This window comes from Oceanobacillus alkalisoli (genome assembly GCF_021556485.1).
GTDB lineage: Bacteria > Bacillota > Bacilli > Bacillales > Amphibacillaceae > Oceanobacillus > Oceanobacillus alkalisoli.
Genome location: NZ_JAKGBW010000018.1, coordinates 61,014 through 79,587, shown reverse-complemented (window position 1 = coordinate 79,587; position 18,574 = coordinate 61,014). Strand labels below are relative to the sequence as shown.

General features: G+C 41.0%; 17 protein-coding genes. 12 read left to right on the top strand and 5 right to left on the bottom strand.

What is annotated here, in order from left to right; all coding sequences use genetic code 11:
* Positions 1-148: 148 nt before the first annotated feature.
* Positions 149-1,018 carry a LysR family transcriptional regulator gene (locus LZD48_RS15485; RefSeq protein ID WP_235763630.1) on the bottom strand — a complete coding sequence of 290 codons (870 nt, stop codon included), beginning with the start codon at positions 1,016-1,018 and terminating at the stop codon, positions 149-151.
* A 111-nt stretch (positions 1,019-1,129) separates the two neighbouring features.
* Here LZD48_RS15485 and LZD48_RS15480 point away from each other — a divergent pair, with 111 nt between their 5' ends.
* The 6 genes from LZD48_RS15480 (at position 1,130) to rsmA (ending at position 6,224) form a co-directional block, all read left to right on the top strand.
* Complete coding sequence (locus LZD48_RS15480; protein WP_235763629.1) at positions 1,130-1,969, top strand: YitT family protein; 840 nt, start codon at positions 1,130-1,132, stop codon at positions 1,967-1,969.
* A gap of 24 nt (positions 1,970-1,993) precedes the next feature.
* Positions 1,994-2,758, top strand: coding sequence for a TIGR01457 family HAD-type hydrolase (locus LZD48_RS15475; protein ID WP_235763628.1), 765 nt, complete (start codon positions 1,994-1,996; stop codon positions 2,756-2,758).
* 39 nt (positions 2,759-2,797) lie between these two features.
* Positions 2,798-2,920: a hypothetical protein gene (locus LZD48_RS18825; RefSeq protein WP_255771102.1), complete on the top strand. Its 123-nt coding sequence runs from the start codon at positions 2,798-2,800 to the stop codon at positions 2,918-2,920.
* 446 nt (positions 2,921-3,366) lie between these two features.
* Positions 3,367-4,581, top strand: coding sequence for a resuscitation-promoting factor (locus LZD48_RS15470; RefSeq protein WP_235763627.1), 1,215 nt, complete (start codon positions 3,367-3,369; stop codon positions 4,579-4,581).
* A 205-nt stretch (positions 4,582-4,786) separates the two neighbouring features.
* The gene (rnmV, locus tag LZD48_RS15465; protein WP_235763626.1) at positions 4,787-5,344 is read left to right on the top strand and encodes a ribonuclease M5; all 558 of its coding nucleotides are present in this window, start codon (positions 4,787-4,789) and stop codon (positions 5,342-5,344) included.
* A gap of 1 nt (position 5,345) precedes the next feature.
* Complete coding sequence (gene rsmA / locus LZD48_RS15460) at positions 5,346-6,224, top strand: 16S rRNA (adenine(1518)-N(6)/adenine(1519)-N(6))-dimethyltransferase RsmA (protein ID WP_235763625.1); 879 nt, start codon at positions 5,346-5,348, stop codon at positions 6,222-6,224.
* Positions 6,225-6,263: 39 nt separating this feature from the next.
* On the opposite strand, the gene LZD48_RS15455 is transcribed toward rsmA, so the two are convergent.
* Entirely contained in the window at positions 6,264-6,584 is a 321-nt protein-coding gene (locus tag LZD48_RS15455) for a LysR family transcriptional regulator substrate-binding protein (RefSeq protein ID WP_235763624.1), read from the bottom strand.
* A gap of 117 nt (positions 6,585-6,701) precedes the next feature.
* Here LZD48_RS15455 and LZD48_RS15450 point away from each other — a divergent pair, with 117 nt between their 5' ends.
* A complete protein-coding gene (locus LZD48_RS15450) occupies positions 6,702-7,916 on the top strand; it encodes an alanine/glycine:cation symporter family protein (RefSeq protein WP_235763623.1) in 1,215 nt (404 codons plus the stop codon).
* A 60-nt stretch (positions 7,917-7,976) separates the two neighbouring features.
* Here LZD48_RS15450 and LZD48_RS15445 read toward each other — a convergent pair whose 3' ends face one another.
* Complete coding sequence (locus LZD48_RS15445) at positions 7,977-9,599, bottom strand: PucR family transcriptional regulator (protein ID WP_235763622.1); 1,623 nt, start codon at positions 9,597-9,599, stop codon at positions 7,977-7,979.
* A gap of 218 nt (positions 9,600-9,817) precedes the next feature.
* On the opposite strand from LZD48_RS15445, the gene LZD48_RS15440 reads away from it, so the two are divergent.
* The 4 genes from LZD48_RS15440 (at position 9,818) to LZD48_RS15425 (ending at position 14,308) form a co-directional block, all read left to right on the top strand.
* Complete coding sequence (locus LZD48_RS15440) at positions 9,818-11,179, top strand: aspartate aminotransferase family protein (protein ID WP_235763634.1); 1,362 nt, start codon at positions 9,818-9,820, stop codon at positions 11,177-11,179.
* Positions 11,180-11,197: 18 nt separating this feature from the next.
* Positions 11,198-12,334, top strand: coding sequence for an alanine dehydrogenase (ald, locus tag LZD48_RS15435; protein ID WP_235763621.1), 1,137 nt, complete (start codon positions 11,198-11,200; stop codon positions 12,332-12,334).
* A 23-nt stretch (positions 12,335-12,357) separates the two neighbouring features.
* The gene (locus LZD48_RS15430) at positions 12,358-13,818 is read left to right on the top strand and encodes a CoA-acylating methylmalonate-semialdehyde dehydrogenase (protein WP_235763620.1); all 1,461 of its coding nucleotides are present in this window, start codon (positions 12,358-12,360) and stop codon (positions 13,816-13,818) included.
* A gap of 127 nt (positions 13,819-13,945) precedes the next feature.
* The gene (locus tag LZD48_RS15425) at positions 13,946-14,308 is read left to right on the top strand and encodes a DUF2200 domain-containing protein (protein WP_235763619.1); all 363 of its coding nucleotides are present in this window, start codon (positions 13,946-13,948) and stop codon (positions 14,306-14,308) included.
* A 73-nt stretch (positions 14,309-14,381) separates the two neighbouring features.
* Here LZD48_RS15425 and LZD48_RS15420 read toward each other — a convergent pair whose 3' ends face one another.
* The gene (locus LZD48_RS15420) at positions 14,382-16,031 is read right to left on the bottom strand and encodes a metal ABC transporter solute-binding protein, Zn/Mn family (RefSeq protein ID WP_235763618.1); all 1,650 of its coding nucleotides are present in this window, start codon (positions 16,029-16,031) and stop codon (positions 14,382-14,384) included.
* Positions 16,032-16,418: 387 nt separating this feature from the next.
* On the opposite strand from LZD48_RS15420, the gene LZD48_RS15415 reads away from it, so the two are divergent.
* A complete protein-coding gene (locus tag LZD48_RS15415; RefSeq protein ID WP_235763617.1) occupies positions 16,419-16,772 on the top strand; it encodes a hypothetical protein in 354 nt (117 codons plus the stop codon).
* Positions 16,773-16,828: 56 nt separating this feature from the next.
* Here LZD48_RS15415 and ptsP read toward each other — a convergent pair whose 3' ends face one another.
* Positions 16,829-18,550, bottom strand: a complete 1,722-nt coding sequence (gene ptsP, locus LZD48_RS15410; protein ID WP_235763616.1) for a phosphoenolpyruvate--protein phosphotransferase — start codon at positions 18,548-18,550, stop codon at positions 16,829-16,831.
* Positions 18,551-18,574: the final 24 nt, after the last annotated feature.

The window sequence follows — 18,574 nt, the reverse complement described above, 5'->3', positions numbered from 1 at the left end:
ACAATACAGCTTGAACCCTTTCATCCAATGTGTGTTTCATTACTTTCTCAGACATAATAAAAACTCCCTTTATAGTAGTAGAGATCTTTTATTATTTCTCTGTCTACTATAAAGGGAGCATATCACATCTCTATCTGTTCCACTTTTTTTATTCGACATTTTGATACAGATCTATCACTTTGTTAATAAAACTTTTCGTAGCAGGTGATGCTTGATCCGTATGGGCGATGCCGATTATCCGGTATGCTTCTTTTTCAAATTCAAGCGGGATGATCTGATGCCAGTAATGCTTTAGTACGAGTCCTGGTCTGATACTAATCCCGATATTCGCTTCGACGAGGGCAAAAATCGAATGATCATCCGAAATTTTATATTTCATATTCGGCTCAATGTGATGCCGCTGGAATAATTCATGGATTTCATTGTCCCAGCCTACTTCCGGCTGGATCAACGGATATTCCTCCAGTTGACTCATCTTTATTTTTTTCTGTTTGTGCAAGGGGCTTGCTTTTGAAACGATACAATATAACGGGTCTTTTTTTAGGGAGATAAATTCAATATTTTTATTTGCCGGTTTCGTTGTAAAACAGCAATCCAGTTCCCCCGCGATTACCCTGTCTTCGAGCCCGTCAAAATCATCTTCAACAAATTCAATGGAAATACCTGGATAGCTCTGTTTGAAAGCTTTAAAAATTGTCGGCATCCAGTTCGTCGTAACACTTGAAAAGGTCCCGACCTTGATACAGCCTGTCTCCATTCCGACTAATGCGGCAGCCTCTTCGAATAAGATATTATTCATATTAATGATTTTCCGCGTATATTCGTAAAATTTCTCTCCTTCTCTTGTCAAATTGATTCCAGAACGATTACGGACCAACAGACGGAATCCAAGTTCATCTTCCAAGCTTTTAATAGCATGGCTGACCGTTGACTGGGTGAGTTTCAGTTCCTCTCCAGCCTTTGTAATATTTTCTATGGCTACGACTTTATTAAAAATTTCATACCGTTGAATCGTCACGGTAACCCCTCCATCATGAAAGTAATTAATGGTATAGTTAAAATAAATTTGTTTTGTTAATCAGTCTCTGTTTAAATTAAAATTAAGTCAAGTAAAGGATGTGAGACTTTTATGAAAAAGAGAATCGTAGATATCATTTTTCTTACTATAGGTTCACTGATATTCGCACTCTCCATTAATCTTTTCGTCATACCGAATGAACTCGGTGAAGGGGGCGTAACCGGGTTAACGATTATATTTTATTACATGTTCGAATGGTCACCGGGACTTGTTAACCTCATATTAAACTCACTTTTACTGCTCGTAGGTTACCGATTCTTAGGAAAAACGACAACCGTTTATACGATTATTACGGTACTGTTCTTTTCGCTATTTTTACATCTGACAGAAGGCTGGAATGTTGCTTCAGATGAGATTATTATTAACGCGATATTTGGCGGTGTCTTTGCTGGTGTGGGGATCGGTTTAATTATTAGGGTTGGCGGTACGACTGCGGGTACGGCAATTTTAGCTAGTATCACAAATAAATATTTAGGCTGGAGTATCAGTTATGGCTTGCTATTCTTTGATTTAATTGTTGTCATGGGATCTTACTTTATCATCGGAATAGAGAAAGTGATGTTGACCGTTCTGATGCTCTATATCGGAACAAAAGTAATGGAATTCATTATTGAGGGGTTGAATCCGAAAAAAGCTGCTACAATCATAACTAAGAACCCGGATGAAATTGCAGAACAAGTAAACTTATTAATCGGCAGAGGTGTTACCGTTTTTTCAGGACATGGATATTATACGAAAGACTCGAAGGAAATCCTATATATCATTATTAGCAAACAAGAAGTGATTAAATTAAAGAGAATTGTAAAAGAAAAGGATCAAGATGCGTTCGTTGCAATCCATGATGTGCGAGATGTGTTTGGCGAAGGGTTTATGGATATTTCAAAAACATAGTAAACGTAGGAAAGAAGGATTGGAATGTATAAAGGGTATTTAATTGACTTGGATGGTACTGCTTACCGTGGAACAGAAGTCATTCAAGAAACACTAGAATTTGTAAAAAAACTACATGAGAGAGGAATTCCTTATTTGTTTTTAACAAATAATTCGACAAAAACACCGCAAATGGTCGTGAAAGTATTAGAGTCATTTGGCTATCCGGTTACGAAAGAACAGATTTATACATCTTCCCTGGCCACTGCTCAGTATGTGTCTGATTTGAACCCGAATGCAAGAATTTATATGATTGGTGAAATTGGTCTCAAGCAAGCACTGACGGAGAAAGGGTTGACTCTCGTGGAGCAAGGAGAAGAAGCTGAGTATGTTGTATTCGGACTTGACCGCGAAATAAATTATGAAAAATACTTTCAAGCCTGCTTAGCAATCAATAATGGCGCAACTTATGTTGTAACGAATGGAGACCTGGCTCTCCCGACAGAGCGGGGGTTAATGCCAGGAAATGGTGCGCTGGCGTCTGTCATCAGCGTTTCTACAGGGGTAGAGCCTATTTTTATTGGGAAACCTAATATTACGATTATGGAGAAGGTATTAGACCTGATAGGTCTTTCTAAAGATGATGTCGCGATGATTGGGGATAATTATTTCACCGATATTTTAGCAGGGATTCACGCCGGGATTCCAACGATTTACATCGAAGGCGGTTTTTCAAAACGAGATGATGTTTTGACTTATGATAAGCAGCCTACTCATATATTGAAAGATTTATCGGAATTTGAAATTTAGCAAGTTTAAATCTTAGAAATGGCAGGTTAGCTTTAAAGATTGCAAGAAGAAGCAATTTTTGCCAAAGAAGCGGGATTAACAATGCTGAAGCGAATCGGTAAACCGAATGACGTACTAGGCGCTGTTGTATTTCTGGCATATCGGATGAATCATCTTATATAAATAAACCAAGAACAGCCGCGATTTCAGTCATGAGAGGTTCATAACAGGTACACATCTCTTTATTGATGGGGGCTATTCTGTAATCTAAATAAAAAGGCTGGGATTCGTTATATCCCAGCCTTTTTCCGTGTGTTCTCCGATATTTCCTCTAATAAGAAAAATTCTCTGTAAAACCGTGTCGAAACTCCTTCATTTCTGTTATATAAATGTAAACAATGTCTTATTTCCAGAAACATCCATTACCTAGTAAGCTAGATTTTACATGCTAAATACTATTAATCTGAATAAATAGATAATTTTGTAACCCTTGTATACCAAGCGATTAGAGGCTATGAAATATATTTACAATCGAACTGTAATTGAATTGTAATTTGATTGTAAACGGAATAGCTTTGACTTTACATATACGTATTAATATAATCGGTTTCGTACAAGGAGGCAGGAGCATGAAAATTTTTCATAAGCTTATGCTAGCATCAAAAGCGAAAATGGTTCTTTCGAGTATTGGTGTTTTAGCACTTGTTTTATTTACGAGCTTACTAGTAGTCGAAGCAACAAAAAAAGAAGTAATCATCGTAGACAATGGAGAAGAACAAGTTGTAAACACCCACAAAAACACGGTGGCAGAGCTATTTTCAGAAGTGGGAATTACAGTTGGTGCCCATGATGAACTATCACACAAGGAAGAAGCACCAATTGAAAACGGAATGACAATCGATTATAAGACAGCGCGTCAGGTAACCGTTACAATCGACGGGGAGCCTGAGAGTTTCTATACAACAGAAGATACCGTATTAGCATTTTTAAAACAGCAGGATCTGACCTTCTCCGAGCATGACGAGGTATCCCATGCAGATGGAGATTCAATTGAGAATGGCCTGGAAATCAATGTGAAGAAGGCATTTGATGTTGCAGTAGTTGATGGCGGCAAGGAGTTAACCATTCCTGCCACTGGTGGCACGGTAGAAGAATTGCTAGCGGAGAATAATATCGAATTGAATGATGCTGATAAGGTTAATCCGGCATTAGACAAAAAGATAAAGAAGGACACAACCGTTGATATCACTCGTGTGACAACAGAGACGGTAGAAAAAGAAGAAGCAGTTGCTTTTGAAACGGAAAAACAAGAAGACGCTACACTGCAAAAAGGAGAAGAAAAGGTCATTACCCAAGGGGAAGAAGGCCAAGTTGTAAAGAAGTATAAGATTACAAAAGAAAATGGGGAAGAAGTTTCCCGGGAAATAATTGAAGAAGAAGTGACGAAAGAGAGTAAGGATCGCGTAGTAGCGATTGGTACGAAAGAGCCTGTCCAAGAGGCAGATCCAGGGCTTGTTACACTTTCAAGCAAATCTGACAAGTCACAGGGTGGCGGAAAAACGTTAACAGTAACTGCAAGTGCATTCACTGCTTCCTGTAGCGGCTGTTCTGGTGTCACGTCTACTGGAATCAATTTAAAGGCGAACCCTAATCAGAAGGTAATCGCAGTGGATCCAAATGTCATTCCACTTGGAACGAGAGTATGGGTGGAAGGCTACGGGGAAGCTGTAGCAGGAGACACTGGCGGTGCAATCCGTGGTAACCGTATTGATGTGCATGTGCCAAATAAGGGTGCAGCATATGATTGGGGAGTACGCACGGTACAAGTGAAAATTATGAACTAATAGAGGCTGTTCAAAAAGTCCGGTAAAAATGCCGCTTCGTGAAAGGGAGGTTCTACTAAGACGGTCCACGTCCTGTGGACAACTTAGAACTCACCACCTCGAAATTCTCGGTCCTTTTTGAACACATATTAATACTTATTTTAGGAATTACGCTCTTCTCATGGTAAAATCATGGGAAGAGCTTTATTTACGTGGAGGGCAAGTTTTGAAGATAAAAGAAATCATCGTCGTGGAAGGAAGAGACGACACAGCTAAAATTAATCAGGCAATCCAGGCAGATACGATTGAGACGAACGGTTCGGCGGTTAATAAAGAAATCATTAGCCGGATTCGCCACGCGCAAGAAAAGCGGGGCGTCATTATTTTTACCGATCCCGACTATCCCGGCCAGCGTATTCGTCACATCATAGATCAATCCGTTCCCGGTTGTAAGCATGCATTTCTTACTCAGGACGAGGCAAGGGCGAAAAATCCGCATAACAGGAGTTTAGGCATTGAACACGCCAGCCCGGAAATAATAAGAGAAGCACTGCGTAAAGTATATGAACTCACCGAGGAAACACGAGGAGAAATCACAAAAGAAGATCTTCTCACCCATCGTCTCATCGGTGTAAGGGAAGCAAGTGAACGCAGAAAACAGCTAGGTGAACAGTTGAAAATTGGTCATACGAACGGGAAACAATTATTGAAACGATTAAATCAGTTCCAGATTACCAAAGAAGATTTCGAAGCGGCAGTAAAAGCCATCCAGCAGGAGGATTGACATGTCAACCAAATATATCGCAACCCCATCGAAGACGAAAGAAATTTTGAAAAAATATGCTTTTGCTTTCAAAAAGAGTTTAGGCCAGAATTTTATTATCGATGTAAACATCTTACAAAATATATTAAAGCATGCAGATGTTAATAAAGAGTCGGGTGTCATTGAAATCGGGCCGGGAATCGGCGCTTTGACCGAACAGCTTGCCATTCATGCGGACAAGGTCGTCGCGTTTGAAATCGACCAGCGTCTGCTGCCGATTTTAGAGGATACATTAGAAACCTATCCCAATATCGAGATTATCCATCAGGATATATTAGAAGCAGATGTCACTGAAGTAATAAGACAGCAGTTTAAAGAAAATCAGCCAATCCATATCGTTGCAAATCTGCCGTATTATATTACGACACCGATTCTTTTGAAACTTCTCCATGACCGGTTGCCGGTTGAAAGTATTACCGTTATGATCCAAAAAGAAGTGGCAGAACGGATGGCAGCTGAACCAAATAGTAAAAGTTATGGTTCCTTAACAATTGCGGTTCAATATTATACGAATGCAGAAGTCGTTATGACTGTACCGAAGACAGTGTTTAATCCGCAGCCGAATGTTGATTCCGGTATTTTGAAGTTGGAGTTACGTAAAGAGCCGCCAGTCCATGTAGCGGATGAGGAATTCTTTTTCCGAATCGTTAAGGCGAGTTTTGCCCAGCGGAGGAAGACGTTACGAAATAATATAGCAAACCTTTTCTCGGATATGAATAAGACGGAGATTCAGGAAATAATGGACCGGGCGGGAATAGATGGCGAAAGACGCGGTGAATCCTTAAGTATGGAGGAATTCGCAGAGCTTGCGAATGTGTTTTATAAAGAAATAAACGAATGAATTGACGGCAAGGTGCACCTGAAGCATCCTGCCGTCTTTTCATTCCTGGAATAATTTGGTTACAACTTCAAGGAAACGTTTTGTAGCGTGAGATACATTTGTTGCTGTCGCCAAGGCGATCGTACGATAGACATCACCTGCAAAGGGCAACGTTTTAATAGCGTTATGCTGTTGTTGTAGAACGAGCCCAGGTCTGATATTAATTCCCAAATTCGCTTGAACAAGCGCAATAATTGATTGGTCATCTGATACTTCATACGCAACAAGCGGGCTGATTTGATGTTTGGAAAAGAGTTCATCCACTTCCAGATCCCAACCGACTTTCGGTTTAATTAATGGATACTTTTCAATCTGTTTCACTTTTACTTGCTGTTGGAGTTATCCTAGCAGCTCAGCAACTGGAGGCAGAAGGAGCCCGCGCAATCTCAGGTGCATGCGGATTTTTTGGAAATTTCCAAGAACAGGAAGCGAATGCAGTTGACATTCCTGTATTTCTTCTCCGCTAGTACTGCCTTTATCGAAACGACTCTCTCTCAAATCTATAAGGTGAAGCAGGATGGTCAGTATAGAGGGGGGACACCTTATTTTATTAGTAAGGGATTGAATAAGAATTGGTTTGCTGCGATTTTTGCGGTCGTAACGATGATTTCCATGACGGTACTTGTTCCAGGAATTCAGGCGAATACCATCGCGCTTTCATTGGATGATGCGTTCGGAATCAATCCGCTCTTTACAGCAACTTTTACTGTTATTTTAATGGCTGCTGTTATCTTCGGAGGTGTGAAGCGGATTGCAAAGACCGCTGAAATCATCGTTCCTGTGATGGCGATAAGTTATATTTTGCTTTGCGTCCTTATTTTAGTCGTTAATTTTACAGAAATTCCTCATGTCATATCGCTCATCCTTTCCAGTGCGTTGAACCGAGAGTCTACATTTGGTGGAATTATCGGATCGGCCATTGCCTGGGGAGTTCAACGAGGGGCGTTTTCGAATGCTGCCGGCTTTGGTAGTGAAACGTTTGAAACGGGGGCTGCGGAAGTTTCTCACCCTGTAAAACAAGGATTAGTGCAAGCGCTCTCTGTCTATATCACAACATTAATCATTTGTTCGGCAACAGCATTTATGGTCATCACAACCGGGATGTATAACGTGCAATTATCGGACGGAACAATGGTTGCGAACAATATCGGAACGGTTGAGGCTGGTGCTAGTAATGTCCAGCTTGCGGTAGAATCATTTGTATCCGGACTTGGTGCGCCATTTGTAGCAATTGCTATCTTCTTCTTTGCTTTTACAAGTTTGATAACATATTCCTATAAAGCAGAGACAAGCCTTGCCTTCATGAATCGGAATAGGGAAAATAAAATCACATGGCCATTAACCGTTTTAAAGTTCGGCCTGCTGATTGCTGTTTTTTATAACAGTATCAATTCGGCGTCCTTAGCTTGGGGACTGGGTGATTTAGGTTTTGGGATCATGGCTTCGCTGAATATGATAGCGCTCGCATTCCTAACAAAGCCAGCGATGTTAGCGCTGAAAGATTATGAAACACAAAAAAAAGCTGGAAAAGACCCTGTGTTTGATGCGAAGGCAGCTGGAATTGCCAATGCTGACTTTTGGGAGGAGCCGCCTGAGGAAAATGAAAAAGAAGGTAAGAAAGATCAAGTGGAAAGAGAACAACGTATTGTTTAGATTGATAGATGTGAAAAGAAGTGTATGGATGTGACCGGTAAAAATAGGTCACATCCCATTTTAATTTACTTTATTACCCAACAATGCATAAGCCCCAATCGCAAGCTCTATTGCCTGCCGATTCGTCGGCTTCATAAAATCTTCTCCCATTAGCTCTTCAATCTTTTCCAAGCGATGATATAATGTTTGTCTCACAATGGAGAGTCTTTCGGACGTTTCCTTCTTAGATCCCATCGTTTCCAAGTACACAGCAAGTGTGAGCAGTAAATCATTTTTTGTTTGTCGTGAATGGTCCAGCAGCGGTTCTAAGTAATCGAAGACATAAGCTTCCAATTCATGCTTAGGGAGATTCATCAACAACCGATAAATCCCAATGTCCTCAAAGAACAAAATATCTAGAATATCCATCTTTTGAATCGCTAGTACCGCATTTGCTTCAGCGTAACACTTATTTAGTTTTGCATAATCCTTCTGCAGACTGCTAATACCGATATAAGAATTTTTCCCACGGAATATATTATCTTTGTTGCTTTTCTTAATCGCCTCGCTAATTATCGTGAAAATGTCGATATCACTATTTGCGTAGCTACTCTTATAGTAAGAAGCAATCACCGCAATATTATTCTTCGTAATGGAAATAGCGGGAAAGAAATTATGTCTTTTAAAAATCGACCGGAGAATAATTGATTGCTGGAGCTTTATCTCTTCCCAATCTTCATCTCTCATTTCCTTATGATAGGAACTATTCTCAATCATAATTAATCTATAATAAAGATTCTCAGCGGGAGCAGGTAAAAACTTTAATGCTGCGGTGGATTCATATTCTTCTCCGTGCAATAACTGTTGCACCAAATTCTCTTCTTGATTCTGTTTTCTTTCCTCGATTGTTTTATTCCTTAGCATGATTTGTGCAATCGCCAGCGTCGCCCGGTCGATGATGGAGAAAGAGAACTCATCTAATGCTGCGCTCCGTTCTTGGATATATAGATCCCCCCAAGAAGACCCGAGTCCTTTAATCGGGAAAACAGTGTAATAGTCATCGTGAAAGAGAACTTCGTGATAAGGTTCAACTTCTCTCTCTGTATCAATCAGAGAAAGAATTGTTTCTGCCTGTTCCTTATTTTTAAGCGGATAGTAAAATAATTGTTTGTCATCTGAAACGAGTACTACATCCAGATTGAAAGATTCGTGTAGTTTCTTTAATATTTTTAAAACCCCGTTCGGTTCCAAAGACAATTCGTTAAACACATTAGAAAGATCATGGAGATACTTGAGCTGTTCGTGGTGACTGTTAATGAGGATTGTGTGTAAATCCTGGGTGATATCTACAAATTTCACAACATCTCTAAATATAATAATAGGAAAGTCATGTTCATTAGCGAATGCAATAATAACCGGTTCGATCTCCTGCACATGTGTCCCAAGTTCGATACAGAGCGCAGCAACTTCCAGTTCAATTAATTTCTTTAACTTAGGGATACCTTCTTTGGAATCGAGCGGCATATTAGAGCCAGTTGTTAAAATCAGTTCTCCGCCGTTGATAAAAGAATCGAACGCTTCCATTTCCAGAATATGTGTCCATGTAATCTCCCTGCCTACTCCATTTCCACCAGTAATTAACGTTGCATTCTTAAATAACCTTCGCTTTAAGATGTCTTTTACCGTTACTTTAAAATTCTCCATCCGTTTCCCTCCAAACTGTAAAATAAAATCTTAAAACATTTTACTTTATGTAAGATGCTATTATTTTCGGAACAATGTAAACTTAATTATGGGATGGCACCCGAGTTATGTCAATACTAGTAATAAAGTCAATTGATGATACTACTTTAAACACAACAAGAAATACAGACTATACATTTCGTCAAAAAATATTTTATCTTGGAAGGGAGACATTTAAAATGAAGGCGCTACAGCAAAAGGAACAATTATCACTGGAAGAAAAGGATCGACAGCATGTTTGGCACCATATTTCACCATACCGGGAAGAAGGCGCACCAATGATCGTAGAAAAGGGGCAAGGCTCCTGGATTACCGATCAGAATGGCAATCGTTATTTAGACGGTATGTCCGGATTATGGTGTGTGAATGTTGGCTACGGCCGGGAGGAATTGGCTGAGGCTGCTGCGGAGCAAATAAAGAAAATGGCCTACACACCGATGACGAATAGTCATGAGCCAGCGATTGAACTGGCAGCGAAAATCAATAGCATGCTGGAAGAAGACTACGTGATGTTCTATTCCAACAGTGGATCAGATGCGAATGAGGTTGCGTTTAAAATTGCCCGCCAGTACCACCAGCAAAATGGCGATCCAAATCGTTACAAAGTAATTTCCCGTTACCGTGCTTATCACGGCAGTTCGATGGGTGCACTTTCAGCGACAGGGCAAGCATTAAGGAAATATAAATATGAGCCACTTTCATCTGGTTTCTTACATGTCTCTCCCCCGGATAATTACCGGAAACCGGATAACCTAACGGTAGAAGAATATAACTTACAAAAAGCAAGAGAGATTGAAGAGACGATCAATTATGAGCAAAAGGAATCCATTGCAGCAGTTATTATGGAACCGCTCATTACAGGGGGCGGAGTTATCATGCCTCATGAAGTGTATGTCCAGGAAGTGGAGCGTATTTGTGAGCGTAACGGCGTCCTGCTCATTATCGATGAAGTCATCTGTGGCTTCGGTCGAACTGGTAAAGCATTCGGCCACCAGCAGTTCAACATTAAGCCAGATATTATCACGATGGCAAAAGGCTTAACAAGCGCTTATTTACCGTTATCCATTACAGCTGTTCGTAAAGATATTTACGAAGCATTCAAAGGAACAGGAGACAATCGTCATTTCCGTCACGTGAACACATTTGGCGGAAGTCCGGCAGCTTGTGCTGTTGCACTCAAGAATATTGAGATTATGGAGCGTGAAAATCTGTTCGAGCGTTCCAAACAATTAGGATCCAAGCTTCTACAAGGATTAAATGATTTGCAAGATCACCCTAATGTTGGTAATATTCGTGGATTAGGACTGCTTGCTGGAATTGAAATTGTAGAAGATAAAGAAACAAAGGAACCAGCTTCCAATGGCCGGATTGCTAAGCTGATTGGTGATTGTAAAGCGAAAGGATTAATCATCGGCCGGAACGGGGACACAGTTGCAGGACAGAACAATATTTTAACACTCAGCCCGCCATTATCTTCAACAGATGAAGACATTGATTTCATTCTGCAAGTTCTAAATGAAGTATTTGCTGAAAATAAGTAATGTAAGGGAGAGTTTCAGATGAGAATAGGGGTACCTAAAGAAATTAAAAACAACGAGAATAGAATAGCGATCACACCTTCCGGGGTGGATCGCTTAGTAAAAGCAGGTCACGAAGTAGTAGTAGAAACAAATGCAGGGCTTGGATCCGGCTTTACAGATGAGGACTATAAGACAGTAGGTGCAAAGATCGTCGGGACGGCAAAGGAAGCCTGGGCGGAGGAAATGGTTATTAAAGTAAAAGAGCCGCTGGAAGAGGAATTTCAATTTTTCCGTGAAGACTTAACATTATTTACGTTCTTGCATTTAGCTGCAGAATCGGAACTGACAAAACAATTAATAGAGAAGAAGGTTGCTAGTATTGCGTATGAAACGGTTCAAGAAGCAGATGGATCTCTTCCACTGCTCGCACCGATGAGCGAGATTGCCGGAAGAATTGCCCCGCAAATCGGCGCACAATTTTTACAAAAACGCTATGGTGGCCAAGGAATCCTTTTAAGTGGAATTCCAGGTGTAGAGCGAGGAAATGTAACGGTTATCGGCGGCGGGGTTGTTGGAACGAATGCGGCTGAGATTGCATTAGGTCTAGGCGCTAAGGTTCGAATCATTGATTTAAATCCGAAACGTCTTAAACAGCTTGATGAATTATTCGGTAAGCAGGTCGAAACATTGATTTCTAACCCTTATAATATCGCAAAAGCTGTGAAAGAAGCCGACTTAGTAGTTGGAGCGGTATTAATACCTGGAACAAAGGCTCCGAAACTGGTCACAGAAGACATGGTCAAAGAAATGAAGAACAAAGCAGTAATCGTTGATGTGGCCATTGACCAAGGTGGAATTTTTGAAACGTCTGACCGGGTAACAACACATGACAATCCAACGTATGAAAAGCATGGTGTTGTCCATTATGCAGTGGCGAACATGCCAGGAGCGGTACCAAAGACAGCATCCCTAGGGCTTGAAAATGTAACACTTCCATATGTACTTGACGTAGCGAATAAAGGTATTAAACAAGCAAGTGCAGATAACGCAGCAATTTATAAAGGGATCAATACGCTAAATGGTCAAGTAACGTATAAGCCTGTAGCAGATGCGCACGGTTTACCGTTTAGTGAAGCAAGCGAAGAACTGGAAGCAATCGAAAAAGTATTATCGTAAACATATAGAAGGAGGATTCTCACATGACACAAACAGCAGTAGAAGTATTAAAAAACTATATTGGCGGTAAGTGGGTTGAAGCAAATACAGATAAATCGGAGCCGGTTTACAACCCGGCGACTGGAGAGGTTATCGCACATGTGCCGATTTCATCCGCTGAAGATGTGGAACATGCAGTAGAAACGGCAAACGAAGCATTCCAGGAGTGGAAAGAGCTAGCGGTCCCACGCCGTGCTAGGATTCTGTTTAAGTATCAGCAATTGCTCGTAGATAATTGGGATGAGCTTGCACGACTCATTACCATTGAAAATGGAAAAAACTTCGCGGAAGCTTACGGAGAAGTACAGCGCGGAATTGAAAATGTCGAATTCGCAGCTGGTGCTCCTTCTCTGATGATGGGGGAACAGCTTCCATCAATTGCAACTGGACTTGAATCAGGGGTATATCGTTACCCAATCGGTGTAATCGGCGGAATCACACCGTTCAACTTCCCAATGATGGTTCCTGCTTGGATGTTCCCAATGGCAATCGCTACTGGAAATACATTCGTATTGAAGCCTTCTGAACGGACACCACTGCTTGCGAATCGTTTAGCGGAGTTATTAGAAGAAGCGGGCCTCCCGGCAGGAGTATTCAATATTGTTCACGGTGCTCATGAGGTTGTAAATGGCTTGCTTGATCATAAAAATGTAGCAGCTATTTCCTTCGTCGGTTCCCAGCCTGTAGCAGAATATGTTTACAAGCGAGGAACAGATAATCTGAAACGTGTTCAAGCTTTAGCAGGAGCGAAAAACCATTCAATCGTTTTAGGGGATGCGAATCTGGAGAATGCAGTGACACAAATTTTAAACGCTGCATTTGGTTCAGCTGGTGAGCGCTGTATGGCAGCGTCCGTTGTTGCAGTAGAAGATTCGGTAGCAGATGAATTCATTGCTTTATTAAAGCAAAAAGCAGATGATGTTCAAATTGGAAACGGTCTGGACGAAGGAATTTTCCTCGGCCCGGTTATCCGTGAACAGCATAAGGAACGTACGTTAAGTTATATTGAAAAGGGTGAGAAAGAAGGAGCGAAACTTGTCCGTGACGGTCGTAAAGACGAAGCGGTGAAAGACGCAGGCTATTTTGTCGGCCCTACTATTTTTGATAATGTCACGTCAAATATGGAGATTTGGCAAGACGAAATTTTCGCACCGGTCCTTTCGATTTCTCGAGTGAAAGATTTAGAAGAAGCAGTGGAGCTTTCCAATAAGTCCCGCTTTGCAAACGGTGCATGTATCTTCACGAAAGATGGAGGAAGCGTACGCCAATTCAGAGAAACAATTGATGCAGGTATGCTGGGAGTGAATATCGGAGTTCCAGCACCAATGGCATTCTTCCCGTTCTCTGGCTGGAAAGATTCCTTTTACGGTGACTTGCATGCGAACGGGAAAGACGGGCTTAACTTCTATACGCGTAAGAAAGTGATTACAACAAGATGGGTTTAAAATGAATCATTGTGAATGAAAAGCGCAGGAATTTTTCTTGCGCTTTTTTCCTGTTTCAAGCGTTATTTAAACCAAATGATGATAAAATAAAGGGATAGGCTATAGAATAGATAAAAGGAGAATGTAAATGGCTAAACACCGTATATATACAATGAGCTTTGCAAGTGTGTATCCTCACTATATAACGAAAGCGGAAAAGAAAGGACGTACAAAGGAAGAAGTCGATGAAATCATTCGCTGGCTGACAGGATACAGCCAGGAGGAACTGGAAACGCACCTCGAAAAACAAACGGACTTTGAGACATTCTTTGCGGAAGCCGTGCATTTGAATCCATCGCGTTCTTTAATAAAAGGTGTTATCTGTGGCGTTCGAGTGGAAGAGATCGAGGAACCATTGATGCAGGAAATCCGCTATATGGATAAGCTGATTGATGAATTGGCGAAAGGGAAAAAGAAGGAGAAGATTTTACGGACATCGGCTTCTCTTTAATTGATTTAAACATCATACATGCTCCCTTTATCCAAGAGAAATGACGACAGAAAGGGAGCATGTATTCATTATTTTATTTCGTAACCTGATCCAATATCTCCAAATTGTATTCCATTAAGGAAATATAGTCTTCCTCATTCTCAATGTCCTCTTCTGTTCTTACTTCTAAATTATGAATCGTTAGGGCTTGGGCACCAATTTCATCTTGAACGACTCTGGAAAGCCGATTATCACTGTTCTGTTCAAAAAGAATATATTCCAAATCAAATTCTTCCGCCGCCTCCATTACCGCTACCAAATCTTTTTGAGAAGGTTCTTCACTGGAGGACAGGCCGCTGATTGTGATTTGCTGTACACCGTAGCGTTCTTCCCAGTAACCAAAAGCGGAATGGGGAACGATAATAGATTTATTTTCTTTCTGACTTAAAAGCTCCATGAACCGCTGATCTAATTCTGTTAAATTATCTTTTAACACAGCCAAGTTGTCTTGGTAAAGACCTGCTGAATCGGGATTAAGTGCAATAAGTTCATCCTTTATGATCTCTGCAAGATCAATCATCCGAAGCGGGTCGACCCAAATATGTGGATCATGATCGGTGTGATCGTCGATGATAATTGTTTTTGATTCGGATTCCGCAATCACTTCATGGTCATCACCGTACAGTACCGCTTTAATTTGCAAGCCGGAGAGATCTGCTTCTCCTTCGTACGTGTCATGATGCTGTCCCCGGGCGACTTCCCATTCCTCTGAGCCCGGAACTAATGTATACCAATGCCAATGATCCTCATCTGATCCATCCTCATAGGACGCGGTTAAAGTAATCTGATCTCCTGTATGATAATGAGCAGCGAGTCCATCCACTTTAATTGCATAATATTCATCGCTATCTTTGTGTTCAGTGTGATGATGGTCGTGCTCGCTATCCTCCTGTTCATCGTGGTGATCGTGGCTATACTCCTCATGTGCATGATCTTCATGCTCATTCCCATGCTCTTCCTGTTCATGGTGTTCATGTCCGTGATCATGTCCATGATCATCAATCGTAATTGTTACAGGAGCAGATTCTGCAATAACCCCGTGGTCATCATCATATAACACAGCCTTGATCTGCTGCTCAGAAATGACAGCTTCTCCTTCGTACGCATTATCATGTAAGTCATCTACAACTTGCCAGTCATCTTCATCTGGATCTAACGTAAACCAATGCCAATGGTCATGCTCTGAATCAATGTGCAAGTTGGCAGTTAACTCAAATCTATCACCTGTATGATAATGCTCAGCCAATCCTTGGATTTCGATTGTCTGTTCACTCTCGTGGACATGCTCCGAATTTTCATGATTACCTTTTTGGAAAAGCTCCTCATGTTGCCCCATTTCAATCAAGGCTACGTCTTCTGATTCCAGCGCTTCCGAAACACTATCTGCAAAGCCTTCCATTCCCGCTCCAATGTAAATGAAAGCATCACTAGCAGCAAAATCAGTCATTTCTTTTGATGTCGGTTCATACATATGACCATCAACACCGGGCGGGAAGACCGAATTGGCGGTAACTGTGTCCCCGCCAATTTCCTCTACAATGTATTGCAGTGGATACACCGTTGTATAGACAGTAATACTTTCATTCGATTCATCTGTGTTACTATTCCTTTCACCCGGTGATGAGCACCCAATCAACAAAACGCCTATAAATAAAATAATTGTCCACGCTTTTATACTTTTCATGTTTGAATCCTCCTTCTAACAAACTTTAAATCGAAACCATTATGATTATTTGTGAAAAAAAATTTATGTATATGCTCTTGTAATGGTAGGATATCGCTTTCTATTTTTCTCCTTTCATTTATTTAATAAGTTATACTATATCGTAATGATTTCGATTTGTAAATAGGAATTGTTTCGATTTAAAGATTTTATAAAAAGGTTGAATGAATTTCATAATTACCAAAGTCGGCTTTTCCATCACCATATGTAGTTGGGAACGAACCAACTACATATGGTGATGGTGAAGGATTAAATACTTATTATGAAATTCATTAGGTTGTATAAATATTTAATAAAAGTAGCATGAGGAATTATATATGAAGCAAGTATAACGGAGGAGGAGATCGGATGCGGAAAAGGATTTTATTTCTTTTCATATTGTTCACGACTGCTTTATTTGTTTCAGCTTGCTTAGATGATGAAAGCAGAATTTATACGGGAGTAAGTGATCATTGGGAAATGGACTACTGGAGAGATGAGAGTCTTTCCATCAAGTATATTGGAGAAGAAGCAATGCCCAAGGGAAAGGTCAATGTTGTGATTGAAGAGGGATTACAAACAACAAGCGTCAATGCGTCGTTGAATAAAGAGGGTGTATTAACTACGAGAATGTCATTCAATGAAAGGCAAGTGGATAGCGATATAAAGGTAACAATTAGTTGGGGCGGGGAATCGGAGGAAATGATTTTAGATGGGCAATGATATTTAAAAAGGGTACTGTATACCCGAAGGTGCAGTACCCTATTTCATGTAGTTTTTTAAGCTTGATTGATGAGTTGATTAATAAATTCAACAACCTCATCCGTCGTACCCATCGCCAACAATTCTTCCTTATGGGAAGCAATCTGTTCTTTTGAGAGCTTGCTTAACTGTGTCCGGGCGGGAAGGATAGATGTTGCACTCATGCTGAATTCGTCTAGTCCAAGTCCTAACAGAATTGGAACAGCAATCGGGTCTCCAGCCATTTCACCGCACATGCCAGCCCATTTACCTTCTTTGTGAGCCGCTTCAATCACATTATTGACTAAGTTCAAGATTGCCGGATGATATGGTTGGTAGAGATAAGAGACCTGTTCATTCATCCGGTCAGCAGCCATTGTGTATTGGATAAGGTCGTTCGTTCCAATACTGAAGAAATCAACTTCTTTAGCAAATTGTGCTGCAGTAACTGCTGTAGATGGAATTTCGACCATAATTCCGACTTCGATATTCTCGGATACTTCCATGCCTTCCGCAGTTAGCTTTTCCTTCTCATCGAGTAGGATCCCTTTTGCTTGGCGGAATTCTTCCAGTGTTGCAATCATTGGGAACATGATTTTTAAGTTCCCAAAGGCACTTGCACGAAGTAAAGCACGGAGCTGCGGGCGGAAAACATCTTCATTTTCCAAACAGAAACGGATCGCACGGAAGCCTAGAAATGGGTTTAATTCCTTTGGCAGATCCAGGTAGTCCAGCTCTTTATCGCCACCAATGTCTAGTGTACGGACGACAACTGGTTTGTCCCCCATCTGTTCAAGCACGGATTTATATGCTTCAAACTGTTCTTCTTCAGATGGCAGTTCACTTTTACCCATGTATAGAAATTCGGTCCGGTACAGACCGATTCCTTCTGCTCCGTTATGAAGAGCACCTGCTACGTCATCTGGTGTTCCGATGTTTGCAGCAAGCTCAACCTCGGCGCCATCTTTCGTAATCGTAGGCTCGTCTTTTAATTTAGCCCACTCTTCTTGTTGTTTTGCGTAAGCTGCCTGTTTTTTCTTATACGTTGCCACTTCTTCATCGGTTGGATGGATGATGACATTACCTTCTAGACCATCAATAATGATGAGATCATTTTGTGCAACTGATTCGGTGATATTTTTCGTTCCGACAACGGCAGGTATTTCGAGTGATCTTGCCATAATGGCGGAATGTGAAGTCCGGCCCCCGATGTCTGTTGCGAATCCTTGAACAAATTCGCGGTTCAATTGTGCTGTGTCAGATGGTGTTAAGTCCTCTGCGATAATGACGACCTCTTCGTCAATTAATGCAGGGTTCGGGAAGGTGACACCAAGTAAATGTGCCATGATTCGCTTTGTGACATCCTTAATGTCTGCGGCACGTTCCCGCATATATTCGTTGTCCATGTTTTCGAACATGTCGATAAACATCGCGGATACTTCTTCAACAGCAGTTGCTGCAATAACCTTATCCGTTTCGATTTTTTCCTTCATCGGATTAATTAGTTCTGGGTCATTTAAAATTAAGAGATGAGCAGAGAAAATCGCAGCATGGTCTTCACCAAGCTTATTTTCCGTATGCGCTTTGATTTTCTCGAGCTCCGTTCTGGAAACTTCTAATGCTTGTTCTAGCCGGCTAATCTCTTCCTCTGTATTTTCAGTCGTTACTTTTTCAAAGGATAAGTCCGGTGTTACGAGTTGGTATGCTTTAGCAATCGCTATACCAGGTGATGCAGCAATTCCTTTTAATTCTTTGTTCATTTTACCAGCCCCTGAATAGTTATC